At 62.0% G+C, this 15,257-nt stretch carries 6 protein-coding genes and 1 pseudogene; 2 read left to right on the forward strand and 5 right to left on the reverse strand.

From position 1 onward, the window contains the following. Window positions 1-55 precede the first annotated feature (55 nt). Together xerC and ACTHNR_RS13150 are read right to left on the reverse strand one after the other, a co-directional pair. Window positions 56-1,128 (reverse strand): annotated as a pseudogene (gene xerC / locus ACTHNR_RS13145) (site-specific tyrosine recombinase XerC). A 2-nt stretch (window positions 1,129-1,130) separates the two neighbouring features. Next, window positions 1,131-4,211 carry a CHC2 zinc finger domain-containing protein gene (locus tag ACTHNR_RS13150; RefSeq protein ID WP_440548086.1) on the reverse strand — a complete coding sequence of 1,027 codons (3,081 nt, stop codon included), beginning with the start codon at window positions 4,209-4,211 and terminating at the stop codon, window positions 1,131-1,133. A 130-nt stretch (window positions 4,212-4,341) separates the two neighbouring features. Here ACTHNR_RS13150 and ACTHNR_RS13155 point away from each other — a divergent pair, with 130 nt between their 5' ends. After that, window positions 4,342-4,737, forward strand: coding sequence for a helix-turn-helix domain-containing protein (locus tag ACTHNR_RS13155; RefSeq protein WP_440548087.1), 396 nt, complete (start codon window positions 4,342-4,344; stop codon window positions 4,735-4,737). A gap of 171 nt (window positions 4,738-4,908) precedes the next feature. On the opposite strand, the gene ACTHNR_RS13160 is transcribed toward ACTHNR_RS13155, so the two are convergent. Beyond that, on the reverse strand, window positions 4,909-5,124 hold the full coding sequence (locus ACTHNR_RS13160) for a hypothetical protein (protein WP_440548088.1): 216 nt from the start codon (window positions 5,122-5,124) through the stop codon (window positions 4,909-4,911). Between the two features lie 933 nt (window positions 5,125-6,057). On the opposite strand from ACTHNR_RS13160, the gene ACTHNR_RS13165 reads away from it, so the two are divergent. Next, entirely contained in the window at window positions 6,058-6,285 is a 228-nt protein-coding gene (locus ACTHNR_RS13165) for a SymE family type I addiction module toxin (protein WP_440537162.1), read from the forward strand. 56 nt (window positions 6,286-6,341) lie between these two features. Here ACTHNR_RS13165 and ACTHNR_RS13170 read toward each other — a convergent pair whose 3' ends face one another. Next, window positions 6,342-6,596, reverse strand: a complete 255-nt coding sequence (locus tag ACTHNR_RS13170) for a DUF7660 family protein (RefSeq protein ID WP_440548089.1) — start codon at window positions 6,594-6,596, stop codon at window positions 6,342-6,344. Window positions 6,597-6,605: 9 nt separating this feature from the next. Beyond that, window positions 6,606-15,257, reverse strand: an 8,652-nt coding sequence (locus ACTHNR_RS13175) for a beta strand repeat-containing protein (protein ID WP_440548090.1), incomplete at its 5' end; no start/stop codon positions are given.

Raw genomic sequence — 15,257 nt, forward strand, 5'->3', positions numbered from 1 at the left:
TGGCCCCTAAGCTCAGTCACGCATGGCGCCATTTTAACCACTCCCGTAAGTTCACCTATTCCTCCGTTTCGTCCTTGGCTTGCGCCTCGGCGTCCAGTGCTTCCAGTAAGTCGGCCACCGTCGCCGGCTGCTCATCTGGTTTTAGTGTCGCACGCGTGAGCCGCGCCGGATGCGTAGCCGAATGGATATCCTTCAGCGCCCGGATGCTCACCCGTGTGTACACCTGTGTCGTCTTGATATCCGCGTGCCCTAGCATCGCCTGGATGAACCGAACGTCCGCCCCGTTCTCCAGCATCTGCGTCGCCATCGCATGCCGGAACAGGTGGCAACTACCGATGTTGCCCAGGCCCGCCGCTCGCACGTGATTGCGCACCATTTGCGTCATCCGGTTATCCGAGAACGCCTGGCCCGTTACCGTCAGGAACAGCGTGCCGTCGTCGCCCGCGATCGCCAGCTCCGGCCGCACCTCGTCGCGGTACCGGGCTACCCACGCCAGCGCGCGGTCGCCGATCGGAATCATCCGATCTTCTTGCCCTTGCCCTGCCGAATCATCAGCGTGCCGCGATCGTAGTCGACGTCGCGCTGCTGCAGCCCGATGATCTCCATGCGCCGGATCCCAGTGCTGTACAGCGTCTCCAGCATGGCCCTGTCGCGCACACCCAGCGCCGTCGCCGTGTCGGGTAGATTCAGCACCCGCTCGACCTCTTCGATCGTCAGCACGTGCTTGGGCAAGCGCTCTTCCACCTTCGGCAGATCCAGGTCGGCCGCCGGGTTGTACAAGACCCGGTTGTTACGCGTAAGCCACCGGAACCACTTTCGGATCGGCGTCACGCGCGAAGCCCGCGTCGTCGCCGACAGCGGCGCACCGTTCTTCTTGCGCTTCAGGAACAGGTGCCGCTGATAGCGCTCGAGGATCGGCCGCGTAATCTCTGCCGGCCGCGTCAAGCCTCGCTCGTCACACCAGCTCACGAAGTACCGCAGATACAGCTCCCAATGCTTGAGCGTATGCCGCGACGTGTTGCGCTCCTCGAGCCACATCAGGAAGTCCATCATCTGCCGATACAAGCTCAGTGGATCATGCGCCGGCCCAATCGGCGGGTACGGTTCTCGCCGTCCAAGGTTCGGCATCGTCAGGACGGCTCAACAACGGCGGCTAAAGAGAGGAGGCCGTCGTCATGGTTAACTGCATCTTTCGCTAGCCCGACCGCATCGACCGCTTCGCCTTGTTCGGTATGGCTTTGCGACCTCTCAGCCGCATCCGACCGCTCGCCGACCACGGCCCGACCAGACCCCGACCGCTCATCGCTTACCCCCGACCGCGTGCCGTCACCTGCAAGGGCAGTCGGGTCGATCAGCCCGCACAGGTGCGGCTTGCCATCGTCCTCAGCGCTGTACAGCAACTCGTATTCGAACAAGCCATTGCGACCGCGGTGGGCAAGCACATACTCGAGCTCGACCAAGCGCGACAGATGGATTTTCAGTTGCGTATCGCCCCAGCGCGTCGCCGTGCGAACCTCGCGCCGTGTAAAGCGAAGCGCTTCTCGCGTCTCGTCGCGAGCCTCGCATTCCTGTTTGACCCAATCCACCAACAACGTCAGCAACCGCCGCGTCTGCGGCGGCAGCTCATCGAGCGTGCGGCCCAGAACGTCATGTGCGATACGATTCGCCAGCGCGATATCCTCGCGCGTCACCTCGATGTATTCGATGCTCTGGCCTCGATGCTCCACGCGCTTCACCTCGCGTTGATGCTGGTGCAGCAGCGCGATCGAGCGGATCAGCGTCAGATATTTCACGTGATCGCGCCGCGTTCTCGTCTTGTCATCGAGGAACGTCAACCGATGCGCGTACGGATTGATCACGTGTATCGGCTTTAACAGCCGCTGCGCGTTGCAGTGCAATGTCGTGATCGCTTCCCGATCCGCCTCGGCCAGCAACCCCTCGAGCGTCTGCGCCGCACGCTGGCGCGCGTGGATCGCTCGCGTCTGCTCGCGCGTCTCGTTGATCGTCAGCACCAAGCACCGATTCAATAACTCCTCGTCGACATCGATCGCCGTCGTCGTCAGCATCAACATCACCGGCCCTTTGACGCGATATTGCTTGGTCACCAGGTTCCCCGTCGTCTCGTCCTTGCCCGTCGAGGCAATCGTGAGCTCGCCGTCGCTTTGTAAGAGCTTCAAGGCGTATGCGGCCTGCCGCACGCCCTCTTCCTCGGCGATCGCCAGGATCTTGTGCTGCAAGTCCGTCTCGCCCAGGTAGAACAGGCTCTGCCCGGTCATCGCGCTGTACTGGATCCGCTCTTCGTCGGGCATCAGGTTCAGCACCGCATCCATCAGCGAGCTTTTACCGGCCGCGCTCGTCGACTGAATCAGGATCGCCAGCGGCGCATCGAGTTTGCGCGACACGGCCGCAAGGTAGCCGGCCAGCAGGTTCGTCGACTCGCCCACGATCCCGCAACGCTCCATGTCCTCGACGATGCGCTCGACCAAGTTCGGCGCTTTCAGTAGCTCCAGCGCTGCCCGCTGCTGCGCCTCGTCGATCGGCGGTGCCGCATCCTTCGGTGCGAGCGCGGCCGTGATCGCTTCGTCTTGCAACGTCTCGAGTTTCAGCAGCACCCGCCCGAGATCGCGCTTGACCGTATCGTCTTGCGTGCCGAGCTCGGCAGCGGCCATCTTGATGAACGCGGCCCGCTGCTTCGCGCTATACACGTCCAGCGTATCGACGTGATACCCCGCCTCGCTTCTCACCTGCACATTCACGCGCATCTGGTCCGGGCCGAGGTTCTTTTGCCAACCGCGCACACGCCAATGCCGATCGCCGAAGCTCAGCAGCAACTCGCCGGCGGCGCCCTCGGTTGCCGTCGGCTCATCGATCGGCTGCGCCAGCGTCGTCGCCGGCACGGGCGATAGAGGTTCATCAGGCTCGGTTGTAGCGGCTAAAGAAGGAACGGTCGGGCTCGGTTCCGGCGTCGGCTCAACCTCGGGCGTGGCCAGCGCCGGCGATGCCGACAGCATCGGCACGCTCAACACCACTTCTTCTTTAGTCGCCAACTCAGGCGTGTGAGGCACCTGCATGGCCACGCCCGGCCGCTTCCCCTTGCCCAACCATTCGGATTGCTGCAGCAACACGCCTAGGCTCTTGGGCGCAGGCAGCACCTTGCGGGCGTAATCGTTCGCATCCATCCCCTTCGGGAACAGCACACGGAAGCACTCGACATCCGCCTCAAGCAACTGCGTCGCAAGCTTCTCAGCCGCGGCGTTGCCGGCGTCGTCTCGGTCATACGCGATCAGCACCCGACGCGTGCCGTGGCGCTTAAGCGCGGCCCAATGATCCTCGGTGAACCCATTGACGCCATACGCCGCGATCACGTTGCGATAGCCCGCACACCAGAACGTCATCGCGTCGATCAGCGCCTCGCACACGATGACTTCCTTGTGCGCCACGAGCGCCGAGGCATTCCACACCCCGCGCAGCGGCGCCCCAAGGTACAAGTGCCTCACATCGTTGCGTCCCAGCTTCGCGTCCGCCGTGCGCCGCCCGTACAGTTGCCACACTCGGCCGCGGTCGTCTTCGTCCTCGCCGATGATCGGCACGACGATGCATCCGCCCAAGTGCTCGAAGCCCGTCGAACGCGTCACTCCCACTCGCTGCAACTGCTCGCGCACCGCCTTGCCCGCAACGGTGTATTTTTTCGGGAGCTGGTAGGCCAGTGTCGAATTCGCATGCCCGAGCTTGAATCGATCGATCAACTCCGGATGCATCAAGCCTCGCTCCGTCAGATACGCCTGGCCTTGCGGGCTCTCCTTGAGCGTCGCATGGTAGTAGCCCACCACCCGCGCAAGCAGCACCTGATCGTCGGCCTGCGGCTCGACCACCGACGGCAGCGGCTGCGCCTGCGTCTTCACCAAACCCACCCGCATGCCATCAAGCGGCGCATCTTGCTTGAGCAACTGCACCGCGTGCGGCAACGACACCCCTTGCGTCTTCATCACCCAATCGAGCACCGAGCCGGCCGCGCCACACCCGAAGCAGTGGTACAGGTTCTTCGATTCCGTCACCACCAGGCTCGGCGACACGTCGTCATGGAACGGGCAGCGCATCACCCAATCCTTGCCCCGGCGCGCCAAGTCGTGCCCCTGGCCTTCGATCAGGCGCTTGAGCGACACCTCGCTCTTGAGCCGCTCGAGCTCTTCCTTCGCGATCGCCATCGGCATCGTTTTTCCGACCTCCGCTAAAAACCTGTCAAGGGGGTTTTCATAAAAATAACTCGACCGCAGTATACTTCATCATGAAGTATACTCAACCTCATCATGTAAAACCGGGGGTATCTTGATGGCTGTCCACATGCTCGAAGCACCACCTCAAGCCATGCCAGCCCTACCGATCACCGACAACGACCGCGCCTTTTTTGTCGCCCTGGGCGAACGCATGACTCAGTTCCGCAAGGCGCGCGGCATCACCCAAGTGCAAATGGCCGCAACGCTCGGCGTCTCGCAGCAGACCTATCAGTCCTACGAAGTTGGACGCCGACGCATTCAGGTCTCGGCGTTGCCGGTTGTCGCTCGTGCCTTGTCCGTTTCGCTCGAAGACCTGTTCGGCGCGTCCGACAGCTCACCGCGCAAACGCGGCCCCGCGCCCAAGTGGCAGAAGCAGATCGAGTCCATCGCGCAACTGCCCAAGGCCAAGCAGCAATTCGTCGCTCAGGTGCTCGACTCGGTGCTCGCTCAAGCGCAGCGCTAAACCGCTTCCCCCTCGGCTCACTCATCACCCCCGCTCACGCTTGGGGTTGGGGGCGCTTTTATTCTTCTCTTAAACCCCTTCCTCTCCCGCCCGGTTTGACGGCGGCCGCAGGCCGACGGCAAACCGGGCGGAACCGGGCCTAGGCACACCTCGGCCCGGCTCTCTTGCCGCTTACGGCTTGTACCGCTCAGGGAAGTTCAGCCGCATGAAGTAGCCCCAGGCATATTCCCGCAACTGCTCCATCACGCTACGCCCCGCTTCCGGGCGCTGACCCTCGCCGGCAATCATCACGTCCCACATGAAGCACTTGAGCACCACCTCCGGCCGCGTGCCCGCGTTCTCGCACATCTCGTTGAACACCTTGTCCACCTTCAGCGTGATTTCCATCTCGCAACTCCTGTTCGCCCGGCGCGACACTCGCGCTGTTGGCCTCACCCAGCAAACGCCGCGCGCAGGCGCGTCAAGGGCGGGCGCAGCCCGGCGAAGCGGACCCTTGATGCGCCGAGCACGGCGTTACACTCGGCAGGCCAGCAGCGTGAGTCCCACCCACCTACGCAGAACGTCCGGCATCAACCCCGTCAAGGCCGCGCATCGCGCGCCCGCAGGGCTTGGCCTTGACGGCGATCGGTTCGCCACGCTCGGGCTCTGCGGTGCAAGACGACTCGGCGGCTTGCACCGCATGCCGAACCGCGGGATTTCGTGGTGTTGATTTCCGTTGCGCAGCAACGGCTAAATAGGGAGCCCCTTGGGGGCGGACGGGAGGCAGGCTGCGAGCACGCAGCGTAGGCCGCTCAGCGGCCGTAGCCCGCGCGCAGCAGACAGCCGGGAGGGCGGGGCTCATTATCCTTGCGCGCCAGCGCCTGGCTATGATTGTTTCGTACTCCTCATCATAGGCCGCACCTGCGGCCCTGGAATACTCATGCGCGCACAGCGCGCGTAACTCGGGCCGGGGGCGCCAGACATAACGCATATTATCGGCGGCCGAAGGGCTGCCCGTGGCAACCGTTCGTGAACCACTGGGCAGCCCTTCGGCCGCCGATAATATCCGCGCGTTATGTTTAATCGTGGGACGGCGAAGCCGGCACGCGATTTACCCCCGGCCCTCGTACGATTTCGGACCGCAGGGACGCTGGACATTACTGAGTGTCCTATGCCAATCGACCAATGGTTAGGACTACTGATTTTAAATACAATCAAAGACTTAACAGCACCGCTAACAGGAGAACAGCTACCCCTTCCATCGCCGTAAACGCAGCGCGGGCCGCATGGGCTGCAACCCATACGACCCGCTGACCACCATCAACTCGCACCGGAGTCGATATGGCTGACGCCAATCTTAAAGCATTTGACGACGCTCACCCCTCGCGCAGCGTCACGATTCAGCAATCGCCCCGCTGGCGACCCTACTCGCCTCGCCGAAGGCCCGCACCGCCTCTCGTGCCTTGGTTCAAGCTCTCCGGCCGATGGCTCGAGCAAGCCGGCTTCATGCCTTACCAACGACTCAAGATCGAAGTCCAACTCGGCAAGCTCGTCATCACGCATGCGTAAGTGACTTTGTAAGCGGTGAGCTCGGCCAAGACCGGGCTCACATCTGCGATAGCGGCTTATTCGTACATCTTTGCGGCGTAAAGAATGTCGCCCAACGTGCGCCAACTCGGCGTGACTGGGATGTCTTGACCAGTGTTCCGGTAAAAGTTGTCCATCGCTCTTATCCAACTTTCCATGGCGAGAAGAAACCGATCAAGGGTTGGGTTTTCCCATTCGCCCCGATTCTGCTCTAGGTCTTGCAATAGCGCTCCAACGAAATCCGCCAAGTCTTCTTTCGATGCGATGTTCCTCACCTGATCCGTCAATTTCATATATTCCTCCTACTGTTTGGGCGCGCCTTTGACGCAAATAATGCACCCTTCATTGGGGGTTGTGAGCTTCCACCATTGATCCAACACTTCCTGAGACGTTGCAGGCGTAATGTTCACTTGTGTTCCGGCTTGGTACGCCGCAAATAGTCGACGGTTGTCGAGCGTGTAGAGAAGCCCATCTTGCTCAAATACGCGTATCGGCGGCAAGGCAGATGGTGGCGTCGCACCGGACTGCAACGCGTTAATGGTGTCTTGTAGCGATGTCCCATCCCTAAACGTTGAGCTGATGCTGTCTTGCGTAAAGCGAATCGAACCTGGGTTCGCTAGACCACTAAGACTACTCGGCACGCCATCTGCGCCAATAAGCGTGGGCGCCTCCGGCATCTTGAACCCCGCAAGCCCCGCCATGATGCCGTCCGTCGCGGCACCCACTTGCGTTACCGGGTAAGCGTTTGCATTCGATCCGCCCGTCGCATACACCAGCCCTCCAAACGCCCCCGCCAACGGACTGCCTAGCATCGTGTCCAGCGTTGCCGCACCGATCGACGGTCCGGCCGGCAGAGCCGTAATCTGGGGTCCGCTCGCATACGAGAATGGAAAGTTTTCCGGCCCAGTCGTATACGACAACGGATTCGCGTACGTGTAATTCAGCCCATTGCCAAGGGAGGTCGTGTAAACCAGATTCCCGCCCGCTTGTGCCGCCTGAATCTGCGCTTGGCATCCAGCACTCGGCCCCCCTGCACATGCCTGGGCCAGATTCTGGTCATTCTGGAGCGACAACGCAGCCAACTTGTCCTGGGTGCTCGTGTCCCCGGTGGCCACCGCCTGCTGGTACTGCTCCGCCTGCGAAAGCGACATGGGCTTCGGTCGCACATGACTCAGCCAGTTATTCAGTGTCTCGTTTTCAGCCGCCGTGGCCGCGCCCTGCGCGTTGGCGCCCGCGACTCCGGCAAGCAGCCCGCCCACCATCGTGGTCATCGCAACATCGAGCGGCGCCGGAATGTTTCCATTCGCATCGAGGGTCGTGTTCAGGAACGCCCCAGCCGCCCCGCCAATGGCCCCTCCGACGCATCCACTGCCCTCTGCAGCTGACAACGCGCATCCGAGCCCCGCGTGCGCCAACACATACCCCGGACTCCCTTCAGCGAGTATTGAGCCCTTATCGGTCGACGCGACGCCAATCGCTCCGGCGCCAACCGCGCCGAAGTCAGCAATTACACTGTTCTCAAGGGCATGACCGAAGCTTCCGCCCTCAATCGCCGTGTCCACGGTTGCGGTAACGAGTCCTCTTTCACCGATGGTTTCGAGCGCCTTACCCAGATCACCCACGTTCACTGAGAAATTCGCCATTTCATTGCCGAGCGTCTTCAAGCTCGACAAATCGGCAACATGCAGGGCCGACATCGCGCCAGCGCTCAATGCCCCGATCGCTCCCGCTTCTAATAGCTGGCCGAAATCGAGCCCCTGGCCCGAGGCGATCTGGCTCACCGCACTGCCAACCATGCCACCCAGCGCCCCGATCAGCACCGACCCGACCGAGAGCTGCGTCATCACGACGCCGAACGCAGCCGCCGCCGCACCCGCCGTAATGATCGATGCCGCGATCGCCAAAGCCGCCACCACGAACATCGGCAGCCCGCCACCCTCCTTTACGAAGTCCGTATGAAGATGGTCGCTCAGCGTCGTCTGCGTAAAATCGCCCCCCAACTGCTGCTGAAGCGCGGACAACATTTGCTGCGTGCCGTTCTGATCGATGGTGCCGTCGGCGCTCAATTTCTGAAGCGCACCGCCAACCTGATTCAACGTCTGCACGTTGAGATCCATATTGGCCGCGCTCATGAAGCCGCCCGGCTGTACCACGGTGCCCGTGGTATCGACGTAGCCGCCCTTGACCTTCGACCAAACCTGGCCGATGTCGACCTGATTCGCCTGGTTCGTGAGCGTGTTCGTATTCACGGTCAACGTGTCCGTTGCCGTGATGCTGCCCGTGTTCAGTACGCTGCCGTTGCCGTCCTTGTCAAAATTCAGCGTGACGTTCTGGCCTTCGATATTCCCGCCCGCCGACATGGCACTTGTGTCGGTCGGTAGATAGACCTGCGGCATCAGCGCGGTGATCGTCGGACATGTCGCCGCACCGGCCGCTTTACAACTCGGATCGGGCACCGTCTGCTCGACATACCAGAGCATCGGCTTGTCCAGATCATTGATTTGCTGCTGCGTCAGTGCCTCGCCAAGCTGGAGATCATGTGTCTTGGCATAGTCGATGGCGTTCTGATACAGGTACGCCTTCTCCTGATCCGTGACGGAGACATTGTTCTTGCTGTCGTATGCCAAGCCGTCGACAAAGCTCGCCTTCCCAGTTTGCTGCAGCGCCGCCTGTTGCAACAGCAGGTCTTCTTCCTGCGGGTTGTAGTAGAACAGCGTCGAACTCGGCTGCAAATTCGCGGGCAAATTGCCCAGCAAATCTTGCGGGCTCACCAAGGCCATCGCCGAGTTGCCGATCGAGGTGTCGACGTACGAGGCCCTGCCCGCAACCGCCACCGGCAATGAACCTGTTCCCACCGCACGCGGCATCGACAAGTTCAACCCCGGAAGGTCCACCGGGCTCAACGAAATCACCTGTGACGGCTTCTTCACGGTCGGCGTATACGTATTGGCCGTGGTGATGCCGTTGATGAGGCGTTGCCCCGTCAACGAGACGTACGTTCCGAGCACGTTCCCGACGTTCTGAATCTGGCCGTTCGATGAAATCGACAAATTCGGCGCCTGAATCGTCGCGGCAATGTTGCCCACCGGCTGCGGCGGGTCGATCGGGCCACCCGTGTTCGTATAGGCACTGCCATACAAGGCCGTGCACTCGGCGGCTGATCCGCACGCCCAAATATCGTGGCGCTTGTCCCTGCTGAACATGCCGGTTTCCTGCACCCAGTGCGAGTGCCAATAAGCATTCAGCGTCTGCGCCTCGTTGACCACGGGGCCCGCGACATTGATCGTCGCATTGTTACCCGCGGCGATCAGACTGCCGATGTTGGTCAAGCTGCCCGCGTTGATTTGCAGATTGTTTCCCGCACTGATCACCGACGAGCTGCCCGACTGCTGATCGACATATCCTTCGCAGTAGCTCTCTTTGTAGCCACCGGCCGTCATGCAGCCGGAGTACTGTTCCTTGGACCCGTAGTTCTCGTGCACCGTAACAGGCGGCGGCAGGTTGTTCGTTATCGCGCCGGAAACGTTCAACGTGATGTTGTTGCCCGCCACGATGTTGCCCGACGTATTGTTCAGGTTTTGCGCGGGCGTGGTCGAAGTTGCGGTTGACCCAACGCCGCCAATCACGATGTCGTGCCCGGCGAGCAAGTTGCCGTCGGTATTGTTGATCTGGCCCGCCGCAATGACCAAATCGTGACCGGCATATATGGTTGCGTCGGTCTGGCTGTAGCCGAATGTCGTCGTCGTGGGATTGCTGCCGCGGGTGAATCCGCCTGTTCCGCATGCGTCGTTCGGCACACCGGCTGCACAGCCCACTTGGGTCGAAAAGTTTTGCTGGTTGCCGCCTACGTTTTGCAGATTCTGTGCATATACGAGAACGTCATTGCCGGCATAGAGCAAGCCGGCGTTGGTGAGATTGCCGCCACTAATCGAAAGGGTATTGCCCGCGGCCACCATTCCGGTAGGCGTCGTATAGGTCAAGCTGCCTGTCGCCGTAGGCGCAGGCGACGACGGCTGAATGACGAACTGCGTCGGCTGAAGCACATTGCCGACGAAGCAATACTGTTGCGAGTCGCAGCCGAAGACACCCGTCGGATTGCCGGTACCGGCCACCGCGATCGTGCCAAGCGCCTGCAGTTGCGATAGAAACGACGAGTACTGACCCTGATCCGCGAAGAAGGTGGACTGACTCGTAGTGGTTGGAGCAACCGCGCCGTTATCCAAAGACTGGATGTTTAGTGAAACGTTACCCTGCGCCGCAATTTGTCCGCCCTTGTTCGACAAAGAGTTCGCGGTAAGCGAGATCGCATTACCAGCCGAAATGACGCCTGACTTCCCGGGCTGCTGGATCGTCGCGGTTTCGTAAATCGTCGGCAGCGTAAAAGTCGCCGTGGCCAGTGCCCGCGGATCCGATGAAGCCCCCACATACCAAAGGTTGCGCGTTTGCCCATCCGGGCCCACCGTCACCTGATATTCGTTGAAATGGACGACGCCCGATCCGGCAACCGGCTGGCCCGCGTCCAATCCACAGTCTTCGTCGCAAGCACCTTGGAAAGGCGAGACGGTGACCGCGGTTTGCGATCCAGTCGGCGACAGCAAGCCCCCCAAGGTAGCCGGAAGCGCATCTGATTCGGCAAGCAATTCGCCGGCGTCTCCGCCCGTGTAGACCTGATAATTGATTGCAACCTGACCAACCGCACCCGACCAAAGCACGTTCGGATTGGTCACTGCGGTAGTTGTCGTGGTTGAACCGCTCGGCGCGGTCTGGTCGTTCACCACAGCGCCGGCAGTAATCGCAACGTTATGTCCCGCGAAGATCGAACCGCCCGTGTTGAGCAGCGTACCGCCTAGATTGAAATTCGCGTCGCCCACGGACTGGGTGGTCCCCAACTGGTTGTCGTAATTTCCACCCGTTACGTTTAGCGTCGCTCCGGCTTCCACGGTGCCACGGTTCGTCGCGTTGCCATTGACCGCAAGAACGTCACCTGCGTGAAGAACAGCATTCGCCGCGTTGTAAAGCGTTCCATTAAAGGTGACGTCATTACCCGTGACTTGCCCGATGTTGGTAAACGTCCCCCCTGTCGAGATAGTCAGCGGCGCCGTGCCCGTCATTGTCCCGCTGTTCGTGATACCACTGAGTCCATCGATGAATACGCTTTGTCCGCCATAACTCCATGTGCCCGCGATATCGATCGTCTGAGCCGTGATCGACAGTTGCCCCCCCTGACTCACGGTCCCTTGGGACGGATCGAGCCCCGCATTGACCGCACTCAACATAAGATTTCGCTGGGCGAGAAGTTGCCCGCCCGCATTGTTGAATGCGCTTCCGCCGCCGTTTATCGTTAGCGACAGGTCGCCCGTCGTCGGACCATCCGGCGTGCTCGGGTCGCCGGCAAAAATAATGCCGTTCTGATTGTTCAGCGTTCCAGCATTGATCGTCAGCGCCGAGAGGCCCAGCAACGAGCCACCGACATTCGTCAATGCGCCCGCGACGTTGACGGTCGTTGTCGCGCCATTTACCAGCCCGGCATTGGTGAAGTTGGTCGCGTGAATCGTCGTGGCGCTTGTCGACGCGAATGACGCATTTGCGGCATTGGTCAGATTCACCGCGGACACGGAGAGACTACCGCCGGCAAGGACGGCGCTCGCGTTCGAGAATGCATTCTGCGAAGCGAGCGTCGCCTGGCCAACGACATCAATCGCGCTTCCCACAAGCGACAATTGATTCGACGCTTGCACGTTCAACGCGCCGCCGACGATTGCATTACCCATCGTCACATTCGCGCCGCTGACTTGCAGGTTTTTCGTCGCAACGAGCGTTGCTTGGCTCGCGTCGACAGCGCCGCCGGCGGAGATTGCGACATCCTTCGAGCCGCTGGCCGAACCGCTTACCTTGACATTGCCCCCTGAAAGCGCGAGTTGCCCGGCTACCACGCTCGTTCCGCTCAGAGTCAACGTCTGGCCGGCAGTCAGCGTCGCATCGCCGTTGCTCGACACGCCAGCGACCGACACGGTGCCGCTACCGCCCGCGACGCCCACGGCCCCCATCGACGAAATGCCACCGTATACCGTGGCGTTCGTCGCGGCTTGAATTTGAACGTCGCCACCACCTTGCACCGCACCGGCAAATGACACACTTCCGCCGTGCGATGTCGCATTGATGCTTCCTACCGCCGTCGTCGCGCCGAATACCATATCCGCGCCGGCGGTTGCGAGTAGCTTTCCGGCGCCGTCGATCGCACCCAAGGCGATACCCGCGCCCGCATTGAGCGTGATATCGCTCCCGAACGTCAGGCTTGCTCCTCCGGCAATTGCACCCGCTGCATTGATGTTCGCGGTACCCAGCCCATAAAGCGCTCCGGTCAAAGTCGTGGCGCCGCCCGAAGTCAATGTCGTATTGCCGTTCACTAAGCCGCCCCCAAGCGCGAGCGTACCGCCGGCGTTCACATTCAAGGTTCCGACACTGGACGTGGTACCCGAAACGGCGATATTGCCTGTCGTTCCGGTCAAGCTCGCATCGCCGCCCGCATCGATGGCGCCGGTGACCGACACGTTGCGGCCCGCCGCCAACGTCAGCTTGTCGCCCGTCGATATATCGCCGCCTACAGACACATCTCTCGCGGCCGAGACGTTCGTCGCCCCGCCCGATCCCATCAGCGTAGCGACGTTCACGTCGCCCGCTCCATTCGCTCCGAGCGCGTTCAAGGCCAACGTTCCGCTCGCGAGGGCCGCTCCAAGGGAGAGCGCGTTGCCTGCGGTCGCCTTCAAGTTGCCGTTCGTCATCGCGACGCCCGCAACCGCAAGATCTCCCCCAGCGTTGATCGTAAGGTCGCCGGTCGCGTTTGCCGTGCCGATCGAAATGTTGCGCACCGCGTTAATGTCCGTCGTTCCGCCAGACGCGACGGCCCCCGCTGCATTTACATCACGAGCGGCCTGCAAGGAAACCGTACCGAACGCGGTCGCCGCGCTTCCGAAACTGATGTCTCCCGCGCCCCCGCTTCCAGCTGCCGTCACGGCCAGGTTTCCGGTCACGGCTTGAACGCTGCCGAAGCCCGCGTTGTTCGAGGCGGTCGCAGTGACGCCGGCGCCCTGCAGCGACCCAGTCAGCGCGATGTCATGCCCTGTCTGCAGGACGGCAGCTTGCGCGAACGCCGCCGATCCAGCGCCCGTTATGTCACGACCCGCCGTCAACGAACCCGCGCTCTGGCCTGCCAACGCTCCCGTCAATCGAACGTCACGACCCGCCTGCGCCGTTATGTTTCCCGCGACGGCAACGCCTCCGCCGAGTTCCGTATCAAGTCCGCTCGATGCGTTTAGCGTGCCCGACGAAGTCGTCGTACCGGACAGCGTCGTGCTTCCATTGACCGCCGTCACCGTGACGTCGCCAACCGTTGTTGCGCTCCCGCTCATTGCAACGTTGCGTTGCGCGGTCATGGTCAACGACGCGTTACTCCCCACCGCGCCAGTCACGACAACGTCGCGAGCCCCGTTGAGCGAGACCGCACCCGTGGCGCTAGTCGTCCCGGTAATCGAGGCATCGCCGTTGCCAAGCACCCCGTTCGCGGTCAGCGTCAATGTTGTGGACGAGACGGCGTTGTTCAGCGCGGCGTTATCTCCGCCCGTCACCGCGATGCTGTTACCCTGCAATGAACCAGAAAGCGACACGTCTCGCTGCGCGGCCAGAATAGCTGCGCCTGCGAAGGCCTGAGTGCCTGGCCCAGCGATGTCGCGCCCCGCGGTGACATATCCGTTTCCTTGGCCGACGAACGTGCCGTTGAGCAGCGCGTCACGTCCGGCGTTCAGCGTCGCGTCTCCAATTGCGCTCGTACTCGTCCCAAGCACGATATCAAGCCCTGCCGCGACCCCGAGCGTTCCCCCGCTATTAACCCCGCCGGTCGCATTAACGCTGCCGAACTGCGACGTGATCGACATGTTGCCGTTCGATTCGATCGCCCCGGCCACGCCAATGTCGCCCCACGCTCCCAAAGCGGCCGTTGTCCCGGCTGCAACCTTACCCGCGCTGCCGACGCTCATTCCGCCCGTTGCCGTGGCCGTCACCGAGCCGGCCGCACCGACCACACCGTTCACCGTCAAATTGCCGATGATCGAGGTACCCGCGCTCAGGCTGACGTTCGAAGCCGATTCGACGTTGTTGACCGTCGCGTTTCCGGCGGCGCTAGCGACGACGGTCTGACCTTGAATCAGCCCGCCCTGCACGATATCCGCGCCTGCGTTGAGCGTCGCAGCCTGGCCGAAGCCAACCGTTCCCGCCCCACCGATGTTCCGGCCCGAGACGATCGTGCCATTACCGAGCCCGTTCAACGACCCCGTCACGTTGACATCGCGCCCGCCTTGCAACGTGGTGTCGAGCGCGACCGTCGTTGCGCCACCAAAATTGACATCGCCTCCTGCCAGCGCCGACAAGTTGCCATTGCTGTTCAGCGACCCAGTCAAGCCGATCGTGCCGCCAATAGCGGTAAGCGTCGCATCGCTGGACGACTGCAGCGAACCGCTTACGTTCAGGTCGTTACCGGCCGTCAGCGCTGTCGTCGCGCCGCCTGCAAGCGCCCCCGTCAGATTGAGATTGCCCGCAGCGACCAATGCGATCGTCGAGCCGGCCTGCACGTCGTGCAACGTGCTGCTGCCGCCCGCGCTCGTCCGGATCGTTGCGCCCCGAAGCGATCCCGTGAGATCGGTATCGCCGAGAGAGGTCACGCTCGCATCCAGCCCGAACGCCAAGGCCGCCGCACCGGAAATCGTCCCGCTTGCAGTCAACGTCCCGGTGCCCTGCGCAACGACGGTCCCGTTGGCAACGATGTCCTGTCCAGCGCTCGCTGACATATTGCCCAGCGCCGACGTCGTGTTCGCACCAAGGTCGATCGACTTCGCGGCGTTTATCGCCAAGTCAGTGCCTGACTCCACTACGCCGGCATTGCTCAATGACCCCGACGTGCT

The organism is Trinickia sp., assembly GCF_051954495.1.
GTDB lineage: Bacteria > Pseudomonadota > Gammaproteobacteria > Burkholderiales > Burkholderiaceae > Trinickia.